Source organism: Blautia caecimuris, from assembly GCF_024622975.1.
GTDB lineage: Bacteria > Bacillota > Clostridia > Lachnospirales > Lachnospiraceae > Blautia_A > Blautia_A caecimuris.
On the sequence record NZ_JANJZT010000013.1, the window covers coordinates 16,998 to 36,254 of the forward strand.

Consider the following 19,257-nt stretch of genomic DNA (forward strand, 5'->3'; position numbering starts at 1 on the left):
ATCACATACCCGCTGGTTTTGCAACGCCCCCGTCATACTGAATTTACGTTTAGAACAGCGGCTTATTCAGCAGCTCCCTCTGTTGTTTCTTCTGCACCGGCATCTTCTGTCTCGGCTTCTGCTGCCTCGGCTCCGCCTTCCGTATAAACAAATGTTTTCAGGTTGTCTACGTTGTCTGCTGTGATCGCAATACAGTCAACAAGCTGTTTTTCATCAAGACCTGTTGTTCCGTCTTTCAGATAAGCGTCTGCCTGCTCTACTGCCATTTCAGCCATCAGAGCGAACTGCTGAAGCGCTGTGCCGGTAGCTTTTCCGTCTTTAATAAGAGCTGCTGCCTCATCAGAGCCGTCAACACCGATAACCGGAATATTTTTGCCTGCTGCCTCACATGCCGCAACTGCTCCTTCCAGCATTGTGTCGTTTCCGCAGATAATTCCGTCCAGCTCAGGATTTGCCTGAAGGATCGCCTCTGTCTTGTCAAAGGCTTCTGTCTTTTCCCAGTTCGCAGTCTGCTGTGCAACCATTTCCAGATCCGGATACTGGTCGATCACTTCATGGAAAGCAGAAGAACGGACACCTGCGTTTGTATCAGATTCTTTTCCAAGAAGCTCTGCATATTTTCCTTCCTCACCCATTGCTTCTACCCATACTTCCGCAATGGCCTTTGCTCCCTGGTAGTTATTTGCTACAATCTGGGAAATCGCTACGCCGTCTTCGTTGATCTCACGGTCAACAAGGAAGGTGGGGATTCCCGCGTCTTTTGCCTTTTTAACAGCTTCAATGGTAGCGTCCGCACCTGCATTATCGCAGATGATCGCTGCTGCTTTGTCAGCGATAGCGCTGTCAAAAAGCTCTGTCTGTTTTGTAGGATCGTCGTCATGGGATGCTGCTTTCACTTCATATCCAAGCTCTTCCGCTGTTTTTGTAGCCACGTCAGCCTCTGTTTTAAATGCTGGATTGGATACAGATGGTGTGATCACATAAATAATATTGGAGCCGCCGCCCGGAAGCGGTTCTTCATTTTCGGCCGCCATTACTGTAACTCCGCCCATCGCCGTAACTGTCATCGCTGCTCCCAGTAATACACTCAGTAATCTTTTTCTCATTTTTTTACCCTCCTGATAACATTATGATTTCCATGCTGTTCCTCCAACAGCATTATGGGAATTTACTTCCCCTGTCGATGTTTATATTTTAAACGATTAGGTAAATATTTCAATAGTATTTTTATATTTTGTTTATTTTATTTTGTGTTTTCGTGAATTTTGCAGAATTTATCTCCCTATTTTTGTGCATATTTACTATCTATCTTGGCATTTTATGCTATCCTTCCTATAAATCCCGTATCATTTGTGTAAACATTTATATAAACATTTATGTAAGATTCCCGGATTCTCCGATCATTTATACATTTTACGTTTTATCCCCTGTTTCTTTTTGTTGGAAAAGCACGGAAAGCCTGTCCCGGGCATAAGCTGTAAGTAAATCCCCTTTGAGGTGAAGACTTGAAGACTTTTTTAAAACCTTTGACATCAGGCGAGGAAAAATTATATCTTCAGCGTTACCGGGAGGGTGATTTGGCAGCAAAAAATATCCTGATTGAGCATAACCTCCGCCTGGTCGCCCACATAGTAAAAAAATATCAGGGTTCCGGTGAAGATCCTGAAGACCTGATCTCCATCGGAACTATCGGTCTGATCAAAGCGATCAGCACCTTTGATGCGGAAAAATCCACGCGCCTTTCCACCTATGCGGCGCGCTGCATTGATAATGAGCTTCTGATGATGCTCCGTTCCAGAAAAAAACGCTCCCGTGAAGTCTCCCTGTATGATCCAATCGGAACAGACAGGGAAGGAAATGAGATCAGCCTTCTGGATATCATTGAAAGCCCTCCTGTAGATATTGTGGAACAATATGCCACGCAGAAGGATATCCGCCATCTTGTCAGTTCCCTGAAAACTGCTTTAACGCCCAGGGAATACCAGGTCATCTGCCTCCGGTACGGTCTGTTCGGAGCTTCTGAGGAAACTCAGAAAACAATTGCCCGGAAGCTTTCCATCAGTCGCTCCTACGTTTCCCGCATTGAAAAAAACGCACTGAAAAAACTCCGCTGTCTTTTTGATGAACAACCGAAAAATCACTGTTGAATATGTATACAGCAGAAGATACTTTTCTGTTTTCTCACCGGTAAAAGCGAACTGCCACAGTACAAAAAAATACAGGAACCGCCTGGCTTTGGCTGTTCCTGTATTTTTTATTGCTGATATTTTATGCGTCTCCTCTTCGGGTGTATTTCCAAAGCTTATAAAGCTCCGGAATATCTTTTATTCCATGACAGGGCTTTATGCCTCCGCCCTTCGGAGAAGATCATATTTTTCTACTTCTGCCCCCAGATCTACCGCAAGCTTCTGCTGAGGATGGGGCGCGCTTTCCACGGAAGCTCCTGTCTCGTCATAAATCCCCTGAACTGTAACCGTCAGGTTTCTTCCGTCCGGCTTCATGATCTCAATGGTTTCTCCTACGCTGAACTTATTTCTCTGAGTAATGTGGACCAGACCCTTTTCGTCAACCTCTTCAGCATATCCCAGATAAGTATATTCCTTTACATAGGTGTTGTTATCATAGATCTGTGTATTCTCATCCGGTTTTCCATAGAAAAATCCGGTAGTAAACTGACGGTACGTACAGTTTGAGATCTGCTCCTTATACCATTCCATATTCGCCTGGTATTTTTCCGGAGATTCCATATAATCGTCAATGGCTTTCCTGTAGGTTCTGGCAACAGTTGCCACGTAAAGAGCGGTTTTCATACGGCCTTCAATCTTCAGGCTGTCAATTCCGCTTGTAAGAACATCATCCATATGCTCGATCATGCACAGGTCTTTGGAGTTAAAAATATATGTGCCTCTTTCATTTTCAAAAACCGGCATATATTCTCCCGGTCTTTTCTCTTCCACAATAGAATATTTCCACCGGCACGGATGGGTGCAGGCGCCTCTGTTGGCATCTCTTCCCACCAGATAATTGCTGAGAAGACAACGGCCTGAATAGGAAATACACATTGCCCCGTGAATAAAGGTTTCAATTTCCATATCCTCGGGAATATGCTCTCTGATTTCTCTGATTTCTTCCAGAGACAGTTCTCTGGCAGTTACCACACGTTTTGCTCCCAGCCGGTACCAGAACCGGTAGGTTTCATAATTGGTGTTGTTTGCCTGGGTACTGATGTGACATTCAATTTCCGGACAAATTTCCTTCGCATAAGTAAAAATTCCCGGATCTGCAATGATCAGCGCATCCGGTTTCAGCCCCTTCAGCTCCTGAAGGTACTCCCGAACGCCTGGAAGGTCGTCATTATGAGCAAGAATATTTACAGTCACATAAACCTTTACGCCGTGCTCGTGAGCAAAAGCAATCCCCTCTGCCATATCTTCTCCGGAAAAGTTTTTTGCTTTTGCCCGAAGACCAAAAGCTTCTCCGCCGATATACACAGCATCTGCCCCAAATACTACTGCAATTTTCAGGACTTCCAGACTGCTGGCAGGTACCAGTAATTCTATTTTTCTCATATTGTCTCCTTACTGCGGGACGTTTCCTGTCCAAACGGCTGCCTGATACTGAGGGCGGCTCCGTCTCCCAGAGGAAGAATGCTTGTCAGAAGCCTTTCATCATGTTTCAGAGCATAAAGATAATCCCGCATTCTCTTATAAATGGTTCTGTTTCTCCGCTCTACCAGATAGCGCGATTCAATCAACTCGCCCTCCTGAAGAACATTATCCGAAAGAAGGATTCCCTCCGGATTCAAAAGACGCACGGCATCCTCCAGCCAGTGAATATACTGCCCTTTTGCCGCATCCATAAAAATCAGGTCAAAACCAGGTTCCAGCTCCCGGAGGATCTGTCCTGCGTCTCCCTCCAGAAGAGTGATCTGATGGCTCCGTCCTGCTTTCGCAAAATTTTCTCTGGCAATGGGAATCCTTTTTTCATAGTTCTCAATTGTTGTTACCTGAAGCTTCTCAGGTCCATATTCACACATAAGAAGTGTGGAGAAGCCTACGGCTGTCCCCACCTCCAGAATACGCTCCGGCTTTTTTACAGCCAGAAGCACCTTTATAAAGCTCTGCATCTCTCTCCGGATAATGGGAACTCCGGATGACAGAGCCTCCTTTTCCAGACTTTCCAGAAAATCTGTATTTCCCATATCCAGAGAATTGATGTAGGTTCTCATTCTCTCTTCTACGATCACGAGTCTGCGCCCTCCTGCTCAGCATCCCCTGCCATGATTGCAAGAAGCCTTGAAGGTTCATAGGCAGTACTCAGAAGATAAGTTCCCGGTTTCATCTGTCCTTTATAATTGGACAGCTTTTCCTGAATCCAGAACACCTTTGCATCCTCCACCAGCCCTTTGCTTTCCAGAGTCTTTGCAATGTCATACACAGAATCATCCTCTTTGACTACCACAGTGATCTCCTGTCCTTCTCCAGGACTCATGGGCTGCTGGTCAAAAATATCATGTCCGAATTGATAAGACAGTCTTCCCAGCCAGATGATCAGAACAACAATACAGACATAAAGCGCAATTTTAAAAGCGCCGCCTGCAACGATCACTCCCGCATTTCCTACCCGGTCTCTTGTGTCTCCCATGTTATCCTCCTTACTGTCCGCCCGTTTCAGAGCAGCGGAATATCATCCATTTCCATTCCATTCTGTTATCCAGTCCAGTTTATGCTTCCATGATGATCGGAAGGATCATCGGTCTTCTCTTTGTGCGCTTCCACAGATAGTCGCCTACCGCATCCTTGACAACAAGCTTGATCTTTCCCCAGTCTGTAATATTTCTGTCCATGCAGGAATCCAGAGCCTGCTCCACTACCTCCCTGGCATGTCCCATCAGGTCTTCTGATTCACGGACATACACAAAGCCTCTGGAAACAATATCCGGTCCCGCAAGAACCACATTGCTGTGACGTTCCAGGGTCATAACCACGATCATAATTCCGTCCTCAGCCAGATGCTGACGGTCTCTGAGCACAATATTTCCCACATCGCCAACTCCAAGTCCGTCTACCAGGATCGCTCCTGTCTGAACGTTTCCTGTGATCTGGGCGCTGTTCTCATCCACTTCCAGAACATTTCCCGATGCAAGAATAAAAATGTTTTCTTTTGGGATTCCAAGCTCCTCGGCAATATGTTTCTGAGCAGTCAGATGACGGTATTCTCCATGAATCGGAATCGCGTATTTCGGACGGACCAGGGAATAGATCAGTTTAATCTCTTCCTGGCAGGCATGTCCCGATACATGAGCATCCTGGAAAATAACTTTTGCGCCCTTCATATACAGCTCGTTGATCACTTTGGAAACTGCTTTTTCATTTCCCGGAATCGGATTTGAACTGAAAATAATAGTATCGTTTGGCTTAATGGTTATTTTTTTGTGAATATTAGCAGCCATTCTTGACAGGGCAGCCATGGATTCTCCCTGACTTCCTGTTGTGATCAGAACCACCTTGTCATCCGGGTAATCCTTTACCTGATCGATCTCGATCAGAGTATTTTCCGGAATTCTCAGATATCCCAGCTCTGAAGCTGTTGAAATAACATTGACCATGCTGCGGCCTTCTACCGCCACCTTTCTGCCAAAGCGGTACGCAGTATTGATAATCTGCTGAACACGGTCTACGTTTGAGGCAAAGGTTGCAATAATGATCCTGCTGGAATGAAATTCATTAAACAGGTTGTCAAAAACTTTGCCCACAGTACGCTCGGACATGGTAAAGCCCGGACGTTCTGCATTTGTACTGTCGCACATCAGAGCAAGCACGCCTTTTCTTCCGATTTCCGCAAAACGCTGAAGATCAATGGCATCGCCGAATACCGGCGTATAATCCACCTTAAAGTCGCCTGTATGGACAACGATTCCTGCCGGTGAATAAATCGCCAGTGCGGAAGCATCCTGAATGCTGTGATTTGTCTTAATAAACTCAATAGAAAAATCACCCAGGTTGATCACCTGTCCATGCTTCACTTCCTTCAGCTTTGTGGAACGGACAAGATTATGTTCTTTCAGCTTATTGGTGATCAGTCCCAGTGTCAGCTTCGTAGAATAAATAGGGACGTTTACGTCCTTTAATACATAGGGAAGAGCTCCAATATGGTCCTCATGTCCGTGGGTGATCACAAATCCCTTTACCTTTGAGATATTGTCCTTCAGATAAGTTACATCCGGGATCACAAGATCAATTCCCAGCATATCATCTTCCGGGAAAGACAGACCACAGTCTACTACTACTATACTGTCTCCGTACTCGAAAGCTGTAATATTCATTCCAATCTGTTCCAGTCCGCCAAGAGGAATGATCTTCAGGCGCTCGCTGCTTCTCCGTCCTCTGCGTCCCTGTTTCTGAAAGTTTCTTCCTGTATTTTTATTCATGGAATTTCTGGAAGAATTTTTTAATACAGGCTTCTGCTGCCTGTCCTGATTCTTTTCGGGATATCTTTCCGCAGATTTTTCCTGATATCTGCTGTTCTGTTTTGCCTGAGGCCTGTATTTATTATTTTTTGATCTGTTTACCTGTTTTCTTGTATTATAACCGGCATTTCTTCCATAACTGCCGTTTCTTTTCTGCCTTTCATCTGTTTCTTTTTTTGTATTATTATCACTGTTCAAATAATGCACCTCCATTTTCATGTGCAAATTTCCGCACGACAACTCAGGAATGCCAGTGACATTCCTTCATCATCCGTTAAATTTCGCTTATTTTCGTTTCATTTTCATGAGTTTTAAAACACAGTACCTGAATTTCCTGTCCGTCCTGTCCGAAAACCTTACATTTCCAGATCCACATCATCCAGCATCTGCTCAAAAACTTTATAAACCGCCTGCAGTTCTTCTTCCTCTTCTACCATTTCATAGCAGGCTTCCGGGCTGTCCTGGGAAGAACAGTCTTTCAGAATATATGCAGACGCCTCATCATCCAGAGAATCTGATACCAGAAGATAGGATCTGCCTCCGATCATTGTCTGTTCCTCTACATAAAACTCTTCTGTTGTCCCGTCCGGGGTCTGAAATTTTATTTTTTCCATATTGCTGTCCTTATCTGTTTGCAGAACAGTCCAGATATCCCTGCAGGATCAGTACTGCTGCAAGGGAATCCAGATGTTCCTTTCTGTCTTCACGGCGCACTCCGCCCTCCATGAGAACGCGGTTCGCCTCCATTGTTGTCAGACGTTCATCCCACATTTCCACAGGCAGTCCCGTTCTTTTCTCCAGCATTTCTTTAAATTCCAGAGATTTTTCTGCCCGCTCTCCAAGTGTATTATTCATATTCTTCGGAAGTCCCACAACAATTTTTTCCACACCATACTCAGCTACCAGCTCTTCAATACGCGCAAGTGTTCTGCGAAGCTTGTTTTCCTGCTTTCTCCATATGGTTTCTACTTTCTGGGCAGTCAGTCCCAGGGGATCACTGACTGCCACTCCTACGGTCTTTGACCCGTAATCCAGTCCAAGTATACGCATATCAGCTTTCCCAGGAGCGGTTCTTAATATACTCGTTCAGAAGCTCCTCTACCAGTTCATCCCGCTCAACCTTCATGATCATGCTTCTTGCGCCTTTATGACTGGTAATATAGGTAGGATCACCGGACATGATATAACCAACGATCTGATTTACCGGATTATATCCCTTTTCGTCCATTGCGTTATACACCAGATCCAGAACCTCTTTCACTTCCAGCTCCTGATCCGGCTTTGTCCTGAAATACTGTGTATTTCCTAAATTGTTTTCTGTCATTTTCTCTCACGTCCTTACTATTATTTCTTTTCTATTTTAATATAATTCACCGCAAAATACAAGGAGAGTTTTGTACGGGGCCATCGTTCACTCCAGGGCAACTATACCAGCTCGCCGCCTAGGATGTGCTCCTCTGTAAATCCCGTGATTTTTACAGTCAGAAGATTATTGACCTTCAGACTTTCTGTTTTCTCCACAGCTACCTTCACATATTCCCGGCTGTGTCCCAGATAATATGCTTTCCCCTGAAGCTCCACTTCCTCTTCCAGAAGGATCTCCAGGTTCTTTCCGATCATGGACTCTTCATATTCAAGGGAGCGCTGCCTGTTCAGCTCCAACATTTTTTCACTTCTGGCGGCTTTGACAGCCTCTGTGATCTGCCCTTCCATTGCAGCCGCTTTTGTTCCCTGACGTCTGGAATATTTGAAAATATGTGTCTCATAAAAATGAATGTTTTTTACAAATTCAAAGGATTCCTCAAAATCTGCTTCACTCTCCATTGGAAATCCCACAATCACGTCTGTAGTTAAAGCAGGGGCAGGATAATACTCCCGGATCAGGCTGCATTTCTGCGCATATTCCTCTGCCGTATATCTTCGATTCATATTTTCCAGAGTCTTCTGACATCCGCTCTGCAAAGAAAGATGGAAGTGAGGGCACACCTTGGAAAGACCGGAAATACCTTCCATAAATTCCCGGGTAATGATCCTTGGCTCCAGCGATCCCAAGCGGATCCTTTCAATGCCTTCTACGCTGTGTACAGCCTGAATCAGTGAAAGAAGGGTCTGTCTTTCTTCCGCCTCCTTAAAGTCAATGCCGTAAGAACTCAGGTGAATGCCTGTAAGAACCACTTCCCTATAGCCCTTTGCCGCAAGAGCCTTTACTTCCTCCAGGATCTCCTGTATTTTCCTGCTGCGCACCCTGCCTCTTGCATAGGGAATAATGCAGTAAGTACAAAACTGATTACATCCGTCCTGGACCTTAATATAGGCTCTTACATGTTCTGCCGTATGGTCAATGGAAAGCTCCTCATATTCTTTTGTTTTATTTATCTCGATCACGCAGGCTTTTTTTGCGTGTTCTTTCTCATATTCAGCAAGGGCCTCAACAATCCTGTTTTTCTGATTATTGCCAAGGATCAGGTCTACAGATGTATCTGCCTTTAGTTTTTCTGTGTCTGTCTGTGCATAACAGCCGGTGGCAACAACAATGGCTTCCGGATTCATTTTTTTTGCCTTATGGAGCATCTGTCTTGATTTCCGGTCCGCAATGTTAGTAACCGTACAGGTATTGATCAGATACACATCCGCCCCTTCCTGAAAAGGGACAATTTCATATCCGGCCTGTTCCAGAAGCTGCTGCATTGCCTCTACCTCATAAGCGTTTACCTTGCAGCCCAGATTATGAAGCGCAACTTTTTTACTCATATTTATATTCATTCCTTTTCTACTGATATAAATTGATTCTGTTACTGTTCACAGGTCATTTTTCCGTAAGGTGCTCTGGCATATATGCCGGAATCCCGGAACGTACATGGCAAAATACCATCGCCAGAGGTGATCTGGAATGCATTTTGACCAGGTTACCGTGAAGGTGGTGAACAGTAACTCGGTTCCTGTTATTTCATGGAAATTTAACAGCTTTTCCCTTGACTTTTTATCAGTGGACGTATAAGATAAAAGCTGTAAATACAATAATTTTTAGGGAGGTTATATCGTAATGAAAACATTAAAAATCTCACTGAACTCCATCGATAAAGTGAAAGCATTTGTAAATGAAATCAGTAAATTTGACTGTGATTTTGATCTTGTATCCGGAAGATATGTTATTGACGCAAAATCTATCATGGGAATCTTCAGCCTGGATCTTTCCAAGCCGATCAACCTGAATATCCATGCAGAAGGCGCAGCTCTGGATGCTATCCTTGCAGTTGTTCAGGCATATGTGATCGAGTAATATCACTGACCCTGTGCAGGCGGCTAAGCTTCGTCACACATTCCATACGGCATTTATTCCGGCGGTACATTCGGGAAACATTCCAGATGTCCGCCGGATATTTTTTGCCTGTTTCTGATTTCTGACAATTCTGTCAGTTAATCTCGATCACTTCTACAGTAGAAAGAGCCTCTTCCATAAGCTGATCAATTTTTTCTTCCAGCTTTGTTTCAGATCTGTGGATCACATTCAGATTCGGCTTGGTTACCGGATGTTTTGCCACAAAAATCGTACAGCAGTCCTCAAAGGGCTGGATAGAAGTCTCAAAGGTATCGATCTTTCTGGAAATCTCCACGATCTCCTGCTTGTCAAATCCGATCACCGGACGGTACACAGGAAGGGTGCACACCTCATTGGTTGCCGCAAGACTCTGTAAGGTCTGGCTTGCCACCTGTCCAATACTCTCTCCTGTGATCAGACCAAGGCAGCCGCATTTCTTTGCAAAATGCTCTGCAATACGCATCATATACCGGCGCATGATAATTGTAAGCTCTTCATGAGGGCACTGGTCGTAAATATAAAGCTGGATATCCGTAAAGTTTACCACATGAAGACGGATAGGTCCGCTGTAGCGGGCAACAAGCTTTGCCAGATCTACAACCTTCTGCTTTGCTCTCTCACTGGTGTAAGGCGGCGCATGGAAATAAACCGCATCAATTTTTACGCCTCTCTTGGCGATCATGTAGCCGGCAACCGGACTGTCAATTCCGCCGGAAAGAAGCAGCATTGCCTTTCCGTTTGTTCCAACCGGCATTCCGCCCGGTCCCGGAATAGTTTCTGAATAAACGTAAATCTTCTCTCTGATCTCCACAGAAAGTGTAAGCTGAGGATTGTGGACATCCACAGAAGCCTCCGGAAAAGCGTCCAGAATCAGCCTGCCAAGACTTGCGCTGACCTCCATGGAATTAATAGGATAGGATTTTCTGGCTCTTCTTGTATAAACCTTAAAGGTTCCGGAAAACTCCGGATACCTTGCCTTCATACAGCTTACAACATCTTTTCCCATCTGCTCAAAGCCCTGATCCTCATAGATCACAACCGGACTGATTCCCACAATACCAAAAACTCTCTGCAGCGCTTCTACTGCCTCGTCAAAATCATATTCCTCCGGGCAGAGCACATAAACACGGCCCTGCTCCTTGATCACACGGAAATCTCCTTCCACAGGTTCCAGAGCAAGACGCATCTGTTTTACCAGAGCATCCTCAAAAAGATACCTGTTTTTACCTTTAATGGCGATTTCCGCATACTTAATCAGAAATGCATGAAATATCATAAATGTTCTCCTTTTTGTATCTTTTACCTTCTTGAATATCTTCTCAGCATGGGAACCAGTTCTCCCATAACCTGAAGGAAGTAATCCGCCTCTTCTATGGTGTTTTCCTCACAAAAGCTTAAGCGCACAGTGCTTTCGATCTGATCTTTTGACATACCCATTGCTGCCAGAGTGGCGCTAGGCTTGCGTTTGTGGCTGGAGCAGGCGCTTCCTGCGGAAACATAAATGCCTCTTTCTTCCAGAGAATGGAGAAGCACTTCGCTTCGCACGCCCATAACACTGATGCTTAGAATCTGAGGCGCTCCCTCTCTTAAATCCATACCGTTGATGCGGATGTCCCCGATCTTCTCAAGGCCCTGCGCAATGTGTTCCTTGAGACGATACATGTTTTCCACATTCTCTTCAAGATTTTTGTAGATTTCCACAGCGGCAGCGCCAAGTCCTGCAATTCCCGGTACATTGTCTGTTCCGGAACGCATTCCGCCCTGCTGTCCTCCGCCAAGAATCTGCGGCTGGATTTTTGCTTTTTCATTAATATAAAGAAAGCCCACGCCCTTTGGCCCATGAATCTTATGACCGCTGACAGAAAGAAGATCGATTCCCATTTTTTTCGGGTAGATTCTGTACTTTCCAAAGGCCTGTATGGCATCTACATGAAACAGAGCCTTCGGGCTCTTTTCGTGAACAAGGGCTGCAATTTCCTCCACCGGCATCACTGCGCCCACTTCGTTATTTACATACATCACAGATACCAGAATGGTATCTTCTCTGAGTACGGCTTTCAGAGCATCCATTTTTACCACACCACGGCTGTCCACCGGAAGGTAGGTTACCTCAAAGCCCTGTTCCTGAAGGAAAAGCGCAGGCTGGCTTACTGCCGGATGCTCTACTGAGGTGGTGATAATATGATTTCCGCTTCTTTTATTTGCAAAAGCCGCTCCGATCAGAGCCAGATTATCCGACTCAGTTCCCCCTGAGGTAAACAGGATTTCCTTTTCCTGAACCTTCAGAAGACGGGCAAGGCTTTCTGCGGAACTCTTAATATATTTTTCTGCTTCCACACCCTTCAGATGCATGGCGGAGGGATTTCCAAAATCCTCTGTCATTGCTTTTACCACAATATCCTTTACCGAATCGTAGCATCTGGTGGTTGCGGAATTATCAAAATAAACTTCCATGATAAACTCCCTTTATTTTACTGCAGCTTCCTGCCGGACTCTGCATTCTGTTTTACTGTTCCAGCTGAAACATCAGCACGGACAGGATCGCAAGTCCGGCTGTCTCTGTCCTCAAAATCCGTTTTCCCAGAGTAATGGGAGAAACTCCCGCGTCAATAGCCGCTTCGATTTCTTTTTCCTCAAATCCTCCCTCCGAACCGATAAAAATACCAATGGACTGTCCGGGACGGATTTCAGACAAAAGGGCTTTTGTCTCAGCCATTCCCTGCGCAAGCTCATAGGGGATCAGCCGAACATCCAGCTCCTTTGCCCAGGCAAGAGCATCCTTAAAGGTCATCACCGGATGAACCGAAGGGATCAGCATACGCTTGGACTGCTTGGCCGCGCTCTCTGCGATCTGCTGCCACCGTTCCACCTTTTTTGCAGCCTTTTTGCCGTCAAGACGGACTACACAGCGTTTGGTTTCTACCGGGATCACCTGACAGGCTCCCAGCTCCACTGCCTTCTGGATGATCAGCTCCATCTTATCTGCCTTTGGAAGACCCTGAAACAGATAAATCTTATTTGGAAGCTCATAGTCCGGCTCCTGAGAATAAAGAATATGAAGGCAGACCTCTTCTGCATCAATGGCTTCAATGGTACAGTGGTATTCTTTTTTGTCTCCGTCACTGATCCAGAGCTCTTCCCCGGTTTTCATCCGCAGCACATTTACAATATGCTTCACATCACTTCCTGTAATGTGGATCTGATGAGCCCCCTCATCAATCTGGGACGGCTCCACAAAAAATCTCTGCATGGATCAGTCCTTTCTGGCTGTCACAGACACCCACTCGCCCTGCTTTGTAACCTCTACAAGAGTCAGGCCTGCATTTTTCACAGCTTCTGTCACAACGCTCTCTTTTACATCCAGAATGCCGGAAGTGATATAGTAAGCGCCTTTTTTCATCTGATGAACGATCACAGGAGTAAGAGGCACAAGAACGTCTGCAAGGATGTTTGCCGCTACAATATCATATTTCTCATAGCCCACCTGATCCTGAACCTCTTTGTCATCAATGATGTTTCCGATCATCATATCAAAAGCTTTATCCGGAATCTGGTTTGCTTCTTTGTTTTCCTGGACTGCAGGAACTGCGCAGGGGTCAAGATCTGTTCCCACTACATGGCCTGCGCCAAGCTTCAGAGCAGTAATTCCAAGAATACCGCTTCCTGTTCCCACATCAAGGAGCTCGCAGCCCTCTTTCACATATTTTTTCAGCTGGCGGATCACAAGCTGAGTAGTCTCATGCATACCGGTTCCAAAGGCTGTTCCCGGGTCAATGTGAAGGATCATTTTATCCTGATCCTCTGCCTTTACTTCCTCCCAGGAGGGAACGATCAGAATATCATCCACATAAAACTGTTTAAAATACTGTTTCCAGTTGTTGATCCAGTCAATATCCTCTGTCTCGTCAACCTCAATGCTGCCCTCTCCGATATCCAGAAAAGCTCTTAAAGCTTCCAGCTCTTCTTTTACTTCTTTCAGAATGGATTCTGCATCTGTCTCCTGGCCGTTTTTCAGAAGTTTTCCGTCCTCTGCTTCCTCCACGAAAAAGCTCAGATATGCAGTTCCGTCATCCTCCTGCATCTGAGGAAGGATATCCACAAACATCTGCTCCTTTTCCAGCGCAGTAAGAGGTACATTATCCTCAATCTGCGCACCTTCCAGGCCAATATCATATAAGGTGCTGATAATGATATCCTCTGCCTCGGTTCTGGTTTTTATTTTAAACTTTTTCCACTTCATAACAAATCTCCTGTTTTATCATAAAATATATGTTTCTATGATCTGCCGGGCTTCCGGCTGATACTTTGTTATACTTATAATACCTCGCACTTTATCATACACGAAAGAACAAAAAAAGAAAAGAGGTTTCCCTCTTTTCTTTAAAAGATTTATTAATCTTCAAAAGTCTCTTTCAGCTTATCCATAAAGCTTTTTTTCTTCTTTTCATGTTTCTCTGTGCCTTCGCTGTTTGTCTCTGACGGTCTGTTTCCACAGGCCTCGTCAAACTTGCGGAGAGCTTCCTTTGCCTCTTCATTCAGGTTTGTAGGAACCTGAACAACCAGAGTCACATAATGATCTCCACGGACATTCTTGTTTCTCAGAGAAGGAACACCCTTGCCTTTCAGACGGATGCGAGTATCAGTCTGAGTTCCCGGCTTCACATCATAAACAACGTCTCCGTCCACTGTATTGATATGAACCTCTCCGCCAAGAGCAGCCTGCGCATAGGTAATAGGCGCAGAAGAGAAAATATTCATATCCTGTCTCTGGAAAATAGGATGGCGGGCAATATTTACCTCCACAAGAAGGTCGCCTCTTGGGCCGCCGTTTGTGCCCGGTTCTCCTTTTTCACGGATACGGATGCTCTGTCCATTGTCAATACCAGCAGGAATGGATACCTGAATCTTCTTTCTGGAAGATGTATATCCGGTTCCACGGCAGGAAGTACATTTTTCTTTGATTACTTTTCCTGTACCGCCGCATTCCGGACAGGTCTGGACATTACGCACCATACCGAACATGGACTGCTGAGTATATACAATCTGTCCTTCTCCATTACATTTCGGACAGGTTACAGGCTGAGTTCCGGGTTTTGCTCCTGTTCCGTGACAATCCGTACATTCATCCTTCAGAACGATTTCCAGCTCTTTTTCACAGCCAAATACAGCTTCCTCAAAAGTGATATTCACTCTTGCACGAAGGTTTGCGCCTCTCATCGGTCCATTGTTTGCACGTCTTCTGCTTCCGCCGCCAAACAGGTCACCGAAAATATCACCGAAAATATCGCCCATATCAGCGCCGTTAAAGTCAAAGCCGCCGAATCCTCCGGCACCGCCGCCGCCATTTTCAAAGGCTGCATGACCGAACTGATCATACTGTTTTCTCTTATCCGGATCACTTAAAATGCCGTATGCCTCTGTAGCCTCTTTAAATTTTGCCTCTGCTTCTTTATCACCCGGATTTACATCCGGGTGATACTTTTTGGCTAATTTTCGATATGCTTTTTTCAGTTCCGCGTCACTGGCGTTTTTTGCAACGCCCAGGACTTCGTAGTAATCTCTTTTATCAGCCATCGTTTCTCTTTCCTGTGCTTTCTATCAGACTTCTTTATAGTCTGCGTCTACTACATCATCGCCATATCCGGCTTCGTTTCCACCCTGGGAAGCTCCGCCGCCCATGTTGCCCATATCCGGGCCTGCCTGGCCGCCGCCCTGCTGTGTCTGCTCATACATTTTTGCAAACAGCTTCTGAGCGCTTTCCATCATTTTTTCCTGTGCAGCCTTGATATCAGCTACCTGTGCATCTGTCATCTCAGCATTTGCAGTCTGTGCAAGAAGATCTTTCAGTGCGTTAAGGTCTGTCTCAACTGCTGCTTTGTCATTTGCATCAATTTTATCGCCTGCTTCTTTCAGGGCATTCTCAACCTGGAATACCATGGAATCTGCATTATTTCTTGTATCAATTGCCTCTTTACGTTTCTTGTCCTGAGCCTCAAACTCTGCTGCTTCTTTTACAGCCTTGTCAATTTCGGAATCAGACATGTTGGAGCCTGCTGTAATAGTAATGTGCTGCTCTTTTCCTGTTCCAAGATCTTTTGCAGAAACATTTACAATACCGTTGGCATCAATATCAAAAGTAACCTCGATCTGCGGAACACCACGACGTGCTGGCGGGATTCCGTCCAGACGGAACTGGCCAAGAGATTTGTTATCTCTTGCGAACTGACGCTCACCCTGTACAACATTGATATCTACAGCAGTCTGGTTGTCTGCTGCTGTGGAGAAGATCTGGCTCTTCTTTGTAGGAATTGTTGTATTTCTCTCGATCAGACGTGTTGCGATTCCACCCATTGTCTCGATAGAAAGAGACAGAGGAGTAACATCCAGAAGAAGGATATCGCCTGCGCCTGCATCTCCTGCAAGCTTACCACCCTGTACGGAAGCGCCAAGTGCAACGCACTCATCCGGGTTCAGAGATTTGCTTGGCTCTTTGCCTGTGATCTGTTTTACTTTATCCTGTACAGCCGGGATACGTGTAGATCCACCTACCAGAAGTACCTGGCCAAGCTCGGAAGCTGTGATGCCTGCATCAGACAGTGCACGACGTACCGGCTCTGCTGTTTTTTCAACAAGATCATGTGTGAGCTCATCAAATTTTGCTCTTGTAAGGTTCATATCAAAATGCTTCGGTCCCTCTGCTGTTGCAGTGATGAACGGAAGGTTGATGTTTGTAGTTGTTGCAGAAGAAAGCTCTTTCTTAGCTTTTTCAGCAGCTTCTTTCAGTCTCTGGAGAGCCATCTTGTCGCTGGAAAGATCTACGCCCTCAGTTCTCTTGAACTCTGCAAGCATGTAGTCTGTAATCTTCTGGTCAAAGTCGTCACCACCAAGGCGGTTGTTTCCTGCTGTAGAAAGAACTTCGATAACACCGTCACCAATTTCAATAATGGAAACATCGAAAGTACCGCCGCCAAGGTCATATACCATGATCTTCTGTTCTTTTTCATTGTCAAGACCATATGCAAGAGCTGCTGCTGTTGGCTCGTTGATGATACGTTTTACATCAAGACCTGCAATCTTACCTGCATCCTTGGTTGCCTGACGCTGAGCGTCATTAAAGTAAGCCGGAACTGTGATAACTGCTTCTGTTACAGTCTCTCCAAGATATCCCTCTGCGTCTTTTTTCAGCTTCTGAAGAATCATAGCGGAAATTTCCTGCGGAGAGTATTTCTTGTCGTCAATTGTTACACGGTAATCGGAACCCATCTCTCTCTTAATGGAGGAGATTGTTTTTTCTGCGTTGGTAACTGCCTGACGTTTTGCAGGCTCACCTACCAGACGCTCTCCTGTTTTTGTAAAAGCTACTACAGACGGTGTAGTTCTTGCACCCTCTGTATTTGCGATAACGGTGGGCTGGCCACCTTCCATAACTGCCACACAACTGTTTGTTGTACCTAAGTCAATACCAATAATTTTTCCCATGATAATTTTTCCTCCTGATTTATTTTCATTCTTTGTCTCTATATCCATGACTACTTATTATCTAAGAATGCTCGATTCACTAAATTCATCCTTCCCTGCGGTCGGATTCATTAAGTTCCTTCGAGCGACCTTCGCACTAAATTCAACCTGCGCCATACGGCTTGTTTTCATTAAGTGCTCTGGGTCAGTTGGCAACCTTTACCATACTGTGACGAACTACAAATCCTTTATAGGTGTAGCCTTTCTGAAGCTCTTCCACAACCATATTGTCTCCGGCTTCCTCATCTTCCACATGCATTACCGCATTATGGAAATCCGGATCAAATTCTTTGCCGACAGCCTCGATCGCTTCTACACCAAGTCCCTCCAGTGTTGTCATAAGCTGTTTGTAGATCATCTTCATGCCGTCTGCAAAAGCATCTCCCTCCTGAGCCTGTGCAAGTCCTCTCTCAAAGTTATCAACTACCGGAAGCATATTTTCAATGATCTCTTTTGCGCCGATCACATACATGCTGGATTTTTCTTTTTCTGTACGTTTACGGAAATTGTCAAACTCTGCCATGCTGCGTTTCAGCCGGTCAGTCAGCTCTTCAATCTGCTGATCTTTTTTATCCTTTTTCTTTTTTCCAAAGAAAGAGGTTTTTGTTTTTCCCTCAGTTTTTTCATCCGCGGAAGCTTCGCTTTCCTCTGCGGTATTTTCTCCGGCTGTGGCTTCCGGTGAATCGTCCTGAGCCTCTGTTACAGTCTCGTTTTCAGAAATTTCTTTTTCTGTATCTTCCTGTACTTCAGCTGCGTTCTTCTTTTCTTCTGCCACGCGTTCTCTACCACCTTTCTATCCAGCCTGCTGGCTGTCACCATTTTCCTTTTTATTTTTTCCAAATACCTGATCTAATTCAACCTTCAGGGTCTTCAGATTATTAACAACATTTTCGTAATCCATCCGTTTCGGTCCTACGATGCCAATTGTTCCATGCATCCCCTCGCCTAACTCGTAAGTGGCTGTTACAACACTGCAGTCTTTCATGGTAGGAATCGGAAGTTCATCTCCGATATACACCTGAACGCCTGTGTTGTCTGCATCTGCCATGCTTTCCTTTACAAGATCTGCAAGCTGCTGTTTTTCTTCAAATGCGGAAATCAAACCCGTTGCTTTTTCCTTATCTGATAATTCCGGATACTTGAAAAAGTTCGTAGCGCCTGACGTATAGATTTCCAGATCCTCTTCATCCACATGTATAGTGGCTGCAACTGCGTCCAGTACACTGGCTACCAGCCCGCTGTGGATTCCCGCCTGCTCCTTCAGCCTTGCGATCATTCCCAGGTTAATATCCTGAATCGGAAGCCCGTTGAGATTTGTATTAAGAAGAAGATTCAGTTTTAAAATTGTCTCATCATCCATTTCCTCATCAAGATCTATAATCTGGTTCCGGATGACATTTCCCTCACAGACAACTACAGCTACCAGCTGAAGTTCATTTACTCTGGAAAGCTGAATAAATTTCAGCTTGTTTCCGCTGTACTGGGGAACTGAGATCATTGTTGCATAATTGGTATTGCAGGCAAGAACTCTGGCTACCTTTTTCAGGACCTTTTCCATCTTGTCTGTTTTCTCAATCATCAGATTTCGGATCTCTTCAATCTCATCTTCCTTTTCCTGCATCAGCTCATCCACATACAGCCGATACCCTTTATCTGAAGGAATTCTTCCAGCAGAGGTATGAGGCTGTACAATATAGCCCAAATCTGTCAGGTCAGACATTTCATTTCGGATTGTTGCTGAGCTGACATTAAGATCTGTATACTTGGAAATTGTCCGGGATCCCACCGGCTCCCCTGTTTCCATATAGGTCTTGATGATCGCTTTTAAAATCTTCTTCTTACGATCAGTCAAAATATCTTCCACGCCCTCAGCTCCTTTCCCTTTATTAGCACTCAATATCAAGGAGTGCTAACATCTACATTGTTAAGATAGCACCGTTAAAATAGTTTG

19 protein-coding genes are annotated in these 19,257 nt (G+C 45.1%); 2 read left to right on the top strand and 17 right to left on the bottom strand.

From position 1 onward, the window contains the following. Nucleotides 1-62: 62 nt before the first annotated feature. On the bottom strand, nt 63-1,106 hold the full coding sequence (locus NSA57_RS09515; protein WP_257464702.1) for a D-ribose ABC transporter substrate-binding protein: 1,044 nt from the start codon (nt 1,104-1,106) through the stop codon (nt 63-65). Between the two features lie 399 nt (nt 1,107-1,505). On the opposite strand from NSA57_RS09515, the gene sigK reads away from it, so the two are divergent. After that, nucleotides 1,506-2,147 (top strand): RNA polymerase sporulation sigma factor SigK, encoded by a 642-nt coding sequence (gene sigK, locus NSA57_RS09520; protein ID WP_257464703.1) that lies wholly within the window; start codon nt 1,506-1,508, stop codon nt 2,145-2,147. Nucleotides 2,148-2,342: 195 nt separating this feature from the next. On the opposite strand, the gene NSA57_RS09525 is transcribed toward sigK, so the two are convergent. The 8 genes from NSA57_RS09525 to mtaB form a co-directional block, all read right to left on the bottom strand. Then, a complete protein-coding gene (locus NSA57_RS09525) occupies nt 2,343-3,569 on the bottom strand; it encodes a peptidase U32 family protein (protein ID WP_022068701.1) in 1,227 nt (408 codons plus the stop codon). After that, nucleotides 3,566-4,246 carry an O-methyltransferase gene (locus NSA57_RS09530; protein WP_147599717.1) on the bottom strand — a complete coding sequence of 227 codons (681 nt, stop codon included), beginning with the start codon at nt 4,244-4,246 and terminating at the stop codon, nt 3,566-3,568. The genes NSA57_RS09525 and NSA57_RS09530 overlap by 4 nt, the downstream gene beginning before the upstream one ends. Further along, nucleotides 4,243-4,644 carry an endolytic transglycosylase MltG gene (locus NSA57_RS09535; RefSeq protein ID WP_138271156.1) on the bottom strand — a complete coding sequence of 134 codons (402 nt, stop codon included), beginning with the start codon at nt 4,642-4,644 and terminating at the stop codon, nt 4,243-4,245. Before NSA57_RS09535 ends, NSA57_RS09530 begins: the two co-directional genes overlap by 4 nt. A 79-nt stretch (nt 4,645-4,723) precedes the next feature. Next, the gene (locus tag NSA57_RS09540; RefSeq protein ID WP_138271167.1) at nt 4,724-6,430 is read right to left on the bottom strand and encodes a ribonuclease J; all 1,707 of its coding nucleotides are present in this window, start codon (nt 6,428-6,430) and stop codon (nt 4,724-4,726) included. 395 nt (nt 6,431-6,825) lie between these two features. Then, nucleotides 6,826-7,083 (bottom strand): DUF1292 domain-containing protein, encoded by a 258-nt coding sequence (locus tag NSA57_RS09545; protein ID WP_022068697.1) that lies wholly within the window; start codon nt 7,081-7,083, stop codon nt 6,826-6,828. Between the two features lie 10 nt (nt 7,084-7,093). Further along, entirely contained in the window at nt 7,094-7,519 is a 426-nt protein-coding gene (ruvX, locus tag NSA57_RS09550) for a Holliday junction resolvase RuvX (protein WP_147599719.1), read from the bottom strand. A gap of 1 nt (nt 7,520) precedes the next feature. Next, entirely contained in the window at nt 7,521-7,793 is a 273-nt protein-coding gene (locus NSA57_RS09555; protein ID WP_022068695.1) for an IreB family regulatory phosphoprotein, read from the bottom strand. A 101-nt stretch (nt 7,794-7,894) separates the two neighbouring features. Continuing rightward, nucleotides 7,895-9,220 (bottom strand): tRNA (N(6)-L-threonylcarbamoyladenosine(37)-C(2))-methylthiotransferase MtaB, encoded by a 1,326-nt coding sequence (mtaB, locus tag NSA57_RS09560; protein ID WP_257464706.1) that lies wholly within the window; start codon nt 9,218-9,220, stop codon nt 7,895-7,897. Nucleotides 9,221-9,512: 292 nt separating this feature from the next. On the opposite strand from mtaB, the gene NSA57_RS09565 reads away from it, so the two are divergent. Next, entirely contained in the window at nt 9,513-9,749 is a 237-nt protein-coding gene (locus NSA57_RS09565) for an HPr family phosphocarrier protein (protein WP_022068693.1), read from the top strand. Nucleotides 9,750-9,882: 133 nt separating this feature from the next. On the opposite strand, the gene thiI is transcribed toward NSA57_RS09565, so the two are convergent. The 8 genes from thiI to hrcA form a co-directional block, all read right to left on the bottom strand. Continuing rightward, nucleotides 9,883-11,064 (bottom strand): tRNA uracil 4-sulfurtransferase ThiI, encoded by a 1,182-nt coding sequence (thiI, locus tag NSA57_RS09570; protein ID WP_257464707.1) that lies wholly within the window; start codon nt 11,062-11,064, stop codon nt 9,883-9,885. 23 nt (nt 11,065-11,087) lie between these two features. Beyond that, nucleotides 11,088-12,242, bottom strand: coding sequence for a cysteine desulfurase family protein (locus NSA57_RS09575; protein WP_257464708.1), 1,155 nt, complete (start codon nt 12,240-12,242; stop codon nt 11,088-11,090). Nucleotides 12,243-12,294: 52 nt separating this feature from the next. Then, nucleotides 12,295-13,038, bottom strand: coding sequence for a 16S rRNA (uracil(1498)-N(3))-methyltransferase (locus tag NSA57_RS09580; RefSeq protein WP_257464709.1), 744 nt, complete (start codon nt 13,036-13,038; stop codon nt 12,295-12,297). 3 nt (nt 13,039-13,041) lie between these two features. Further along, nucleotides 13,042-14,028: a 50S ribosomal protein L11 methyltransferase gene (gene prmA / locus NSA57_RS09585; RefSeq protein ID WP_138271152.1), complete on the bottom strand. Its 987-nt coding sequence runs from the start codon at nt 14,026-14,028 to the stop codon at nt 13,042-13,044. 152 nt (nt 14,029-14,180) lie between these two features. Then, nucleotides 14,181-15,362: a molecular chaperone DnaJ gene (gene dnaJ, locus NSA57_RS09590; RefSeq protein ID WP_147599725.1), complete on the bottom strand. Its 1,182-nt coding sequence runs from the start codon at nt 15,360-15,362 to the stop codon at nt 14,181-14,183. A 24-nt stretch (nt 15,363-15,386) separates the two neighbouring features. Next, entirely contained in the window at nt 15,387-17,267 is a 1,881-nt protein-coding gene (dnaK, locus tag NSA57_RS09595) for a molecular chaperone DnaK (RefSeq protein WP_257464710.1), read from the bottom strand. Between the two features lie 184 nt (nt 17,268-17,451). Continuing rightward, the gene (gene grpE, locus NSA57_RS09600; protein WP_257464711.1) at nt 17,452-18,081 is read right to left on the bottom strand and encodes a nucleotide exchange factor GrpE; all 630 of its coding nucleotides are present in this window, start codon (nt 18,079-18,081) and stop codon (nt 17,452-17,454) included. Nucleotides 18,082-18,099: 18 nt separating this feature from the next. Continuing rightward, nucleotides 18,100-19,170, bottom strand: coding sequence for a heat-inducible transcriptional repressor HrcA (gene hrcA, locus NSA57_RS09605; RefSeq protein WP_257464712.1), 1,071 nt, complete (start codon nt 19,168-19,170; stop codon nt 18,100-18,102). Nucleotides 19,171-19,257 lie beyond the last annotated feature (87 nt).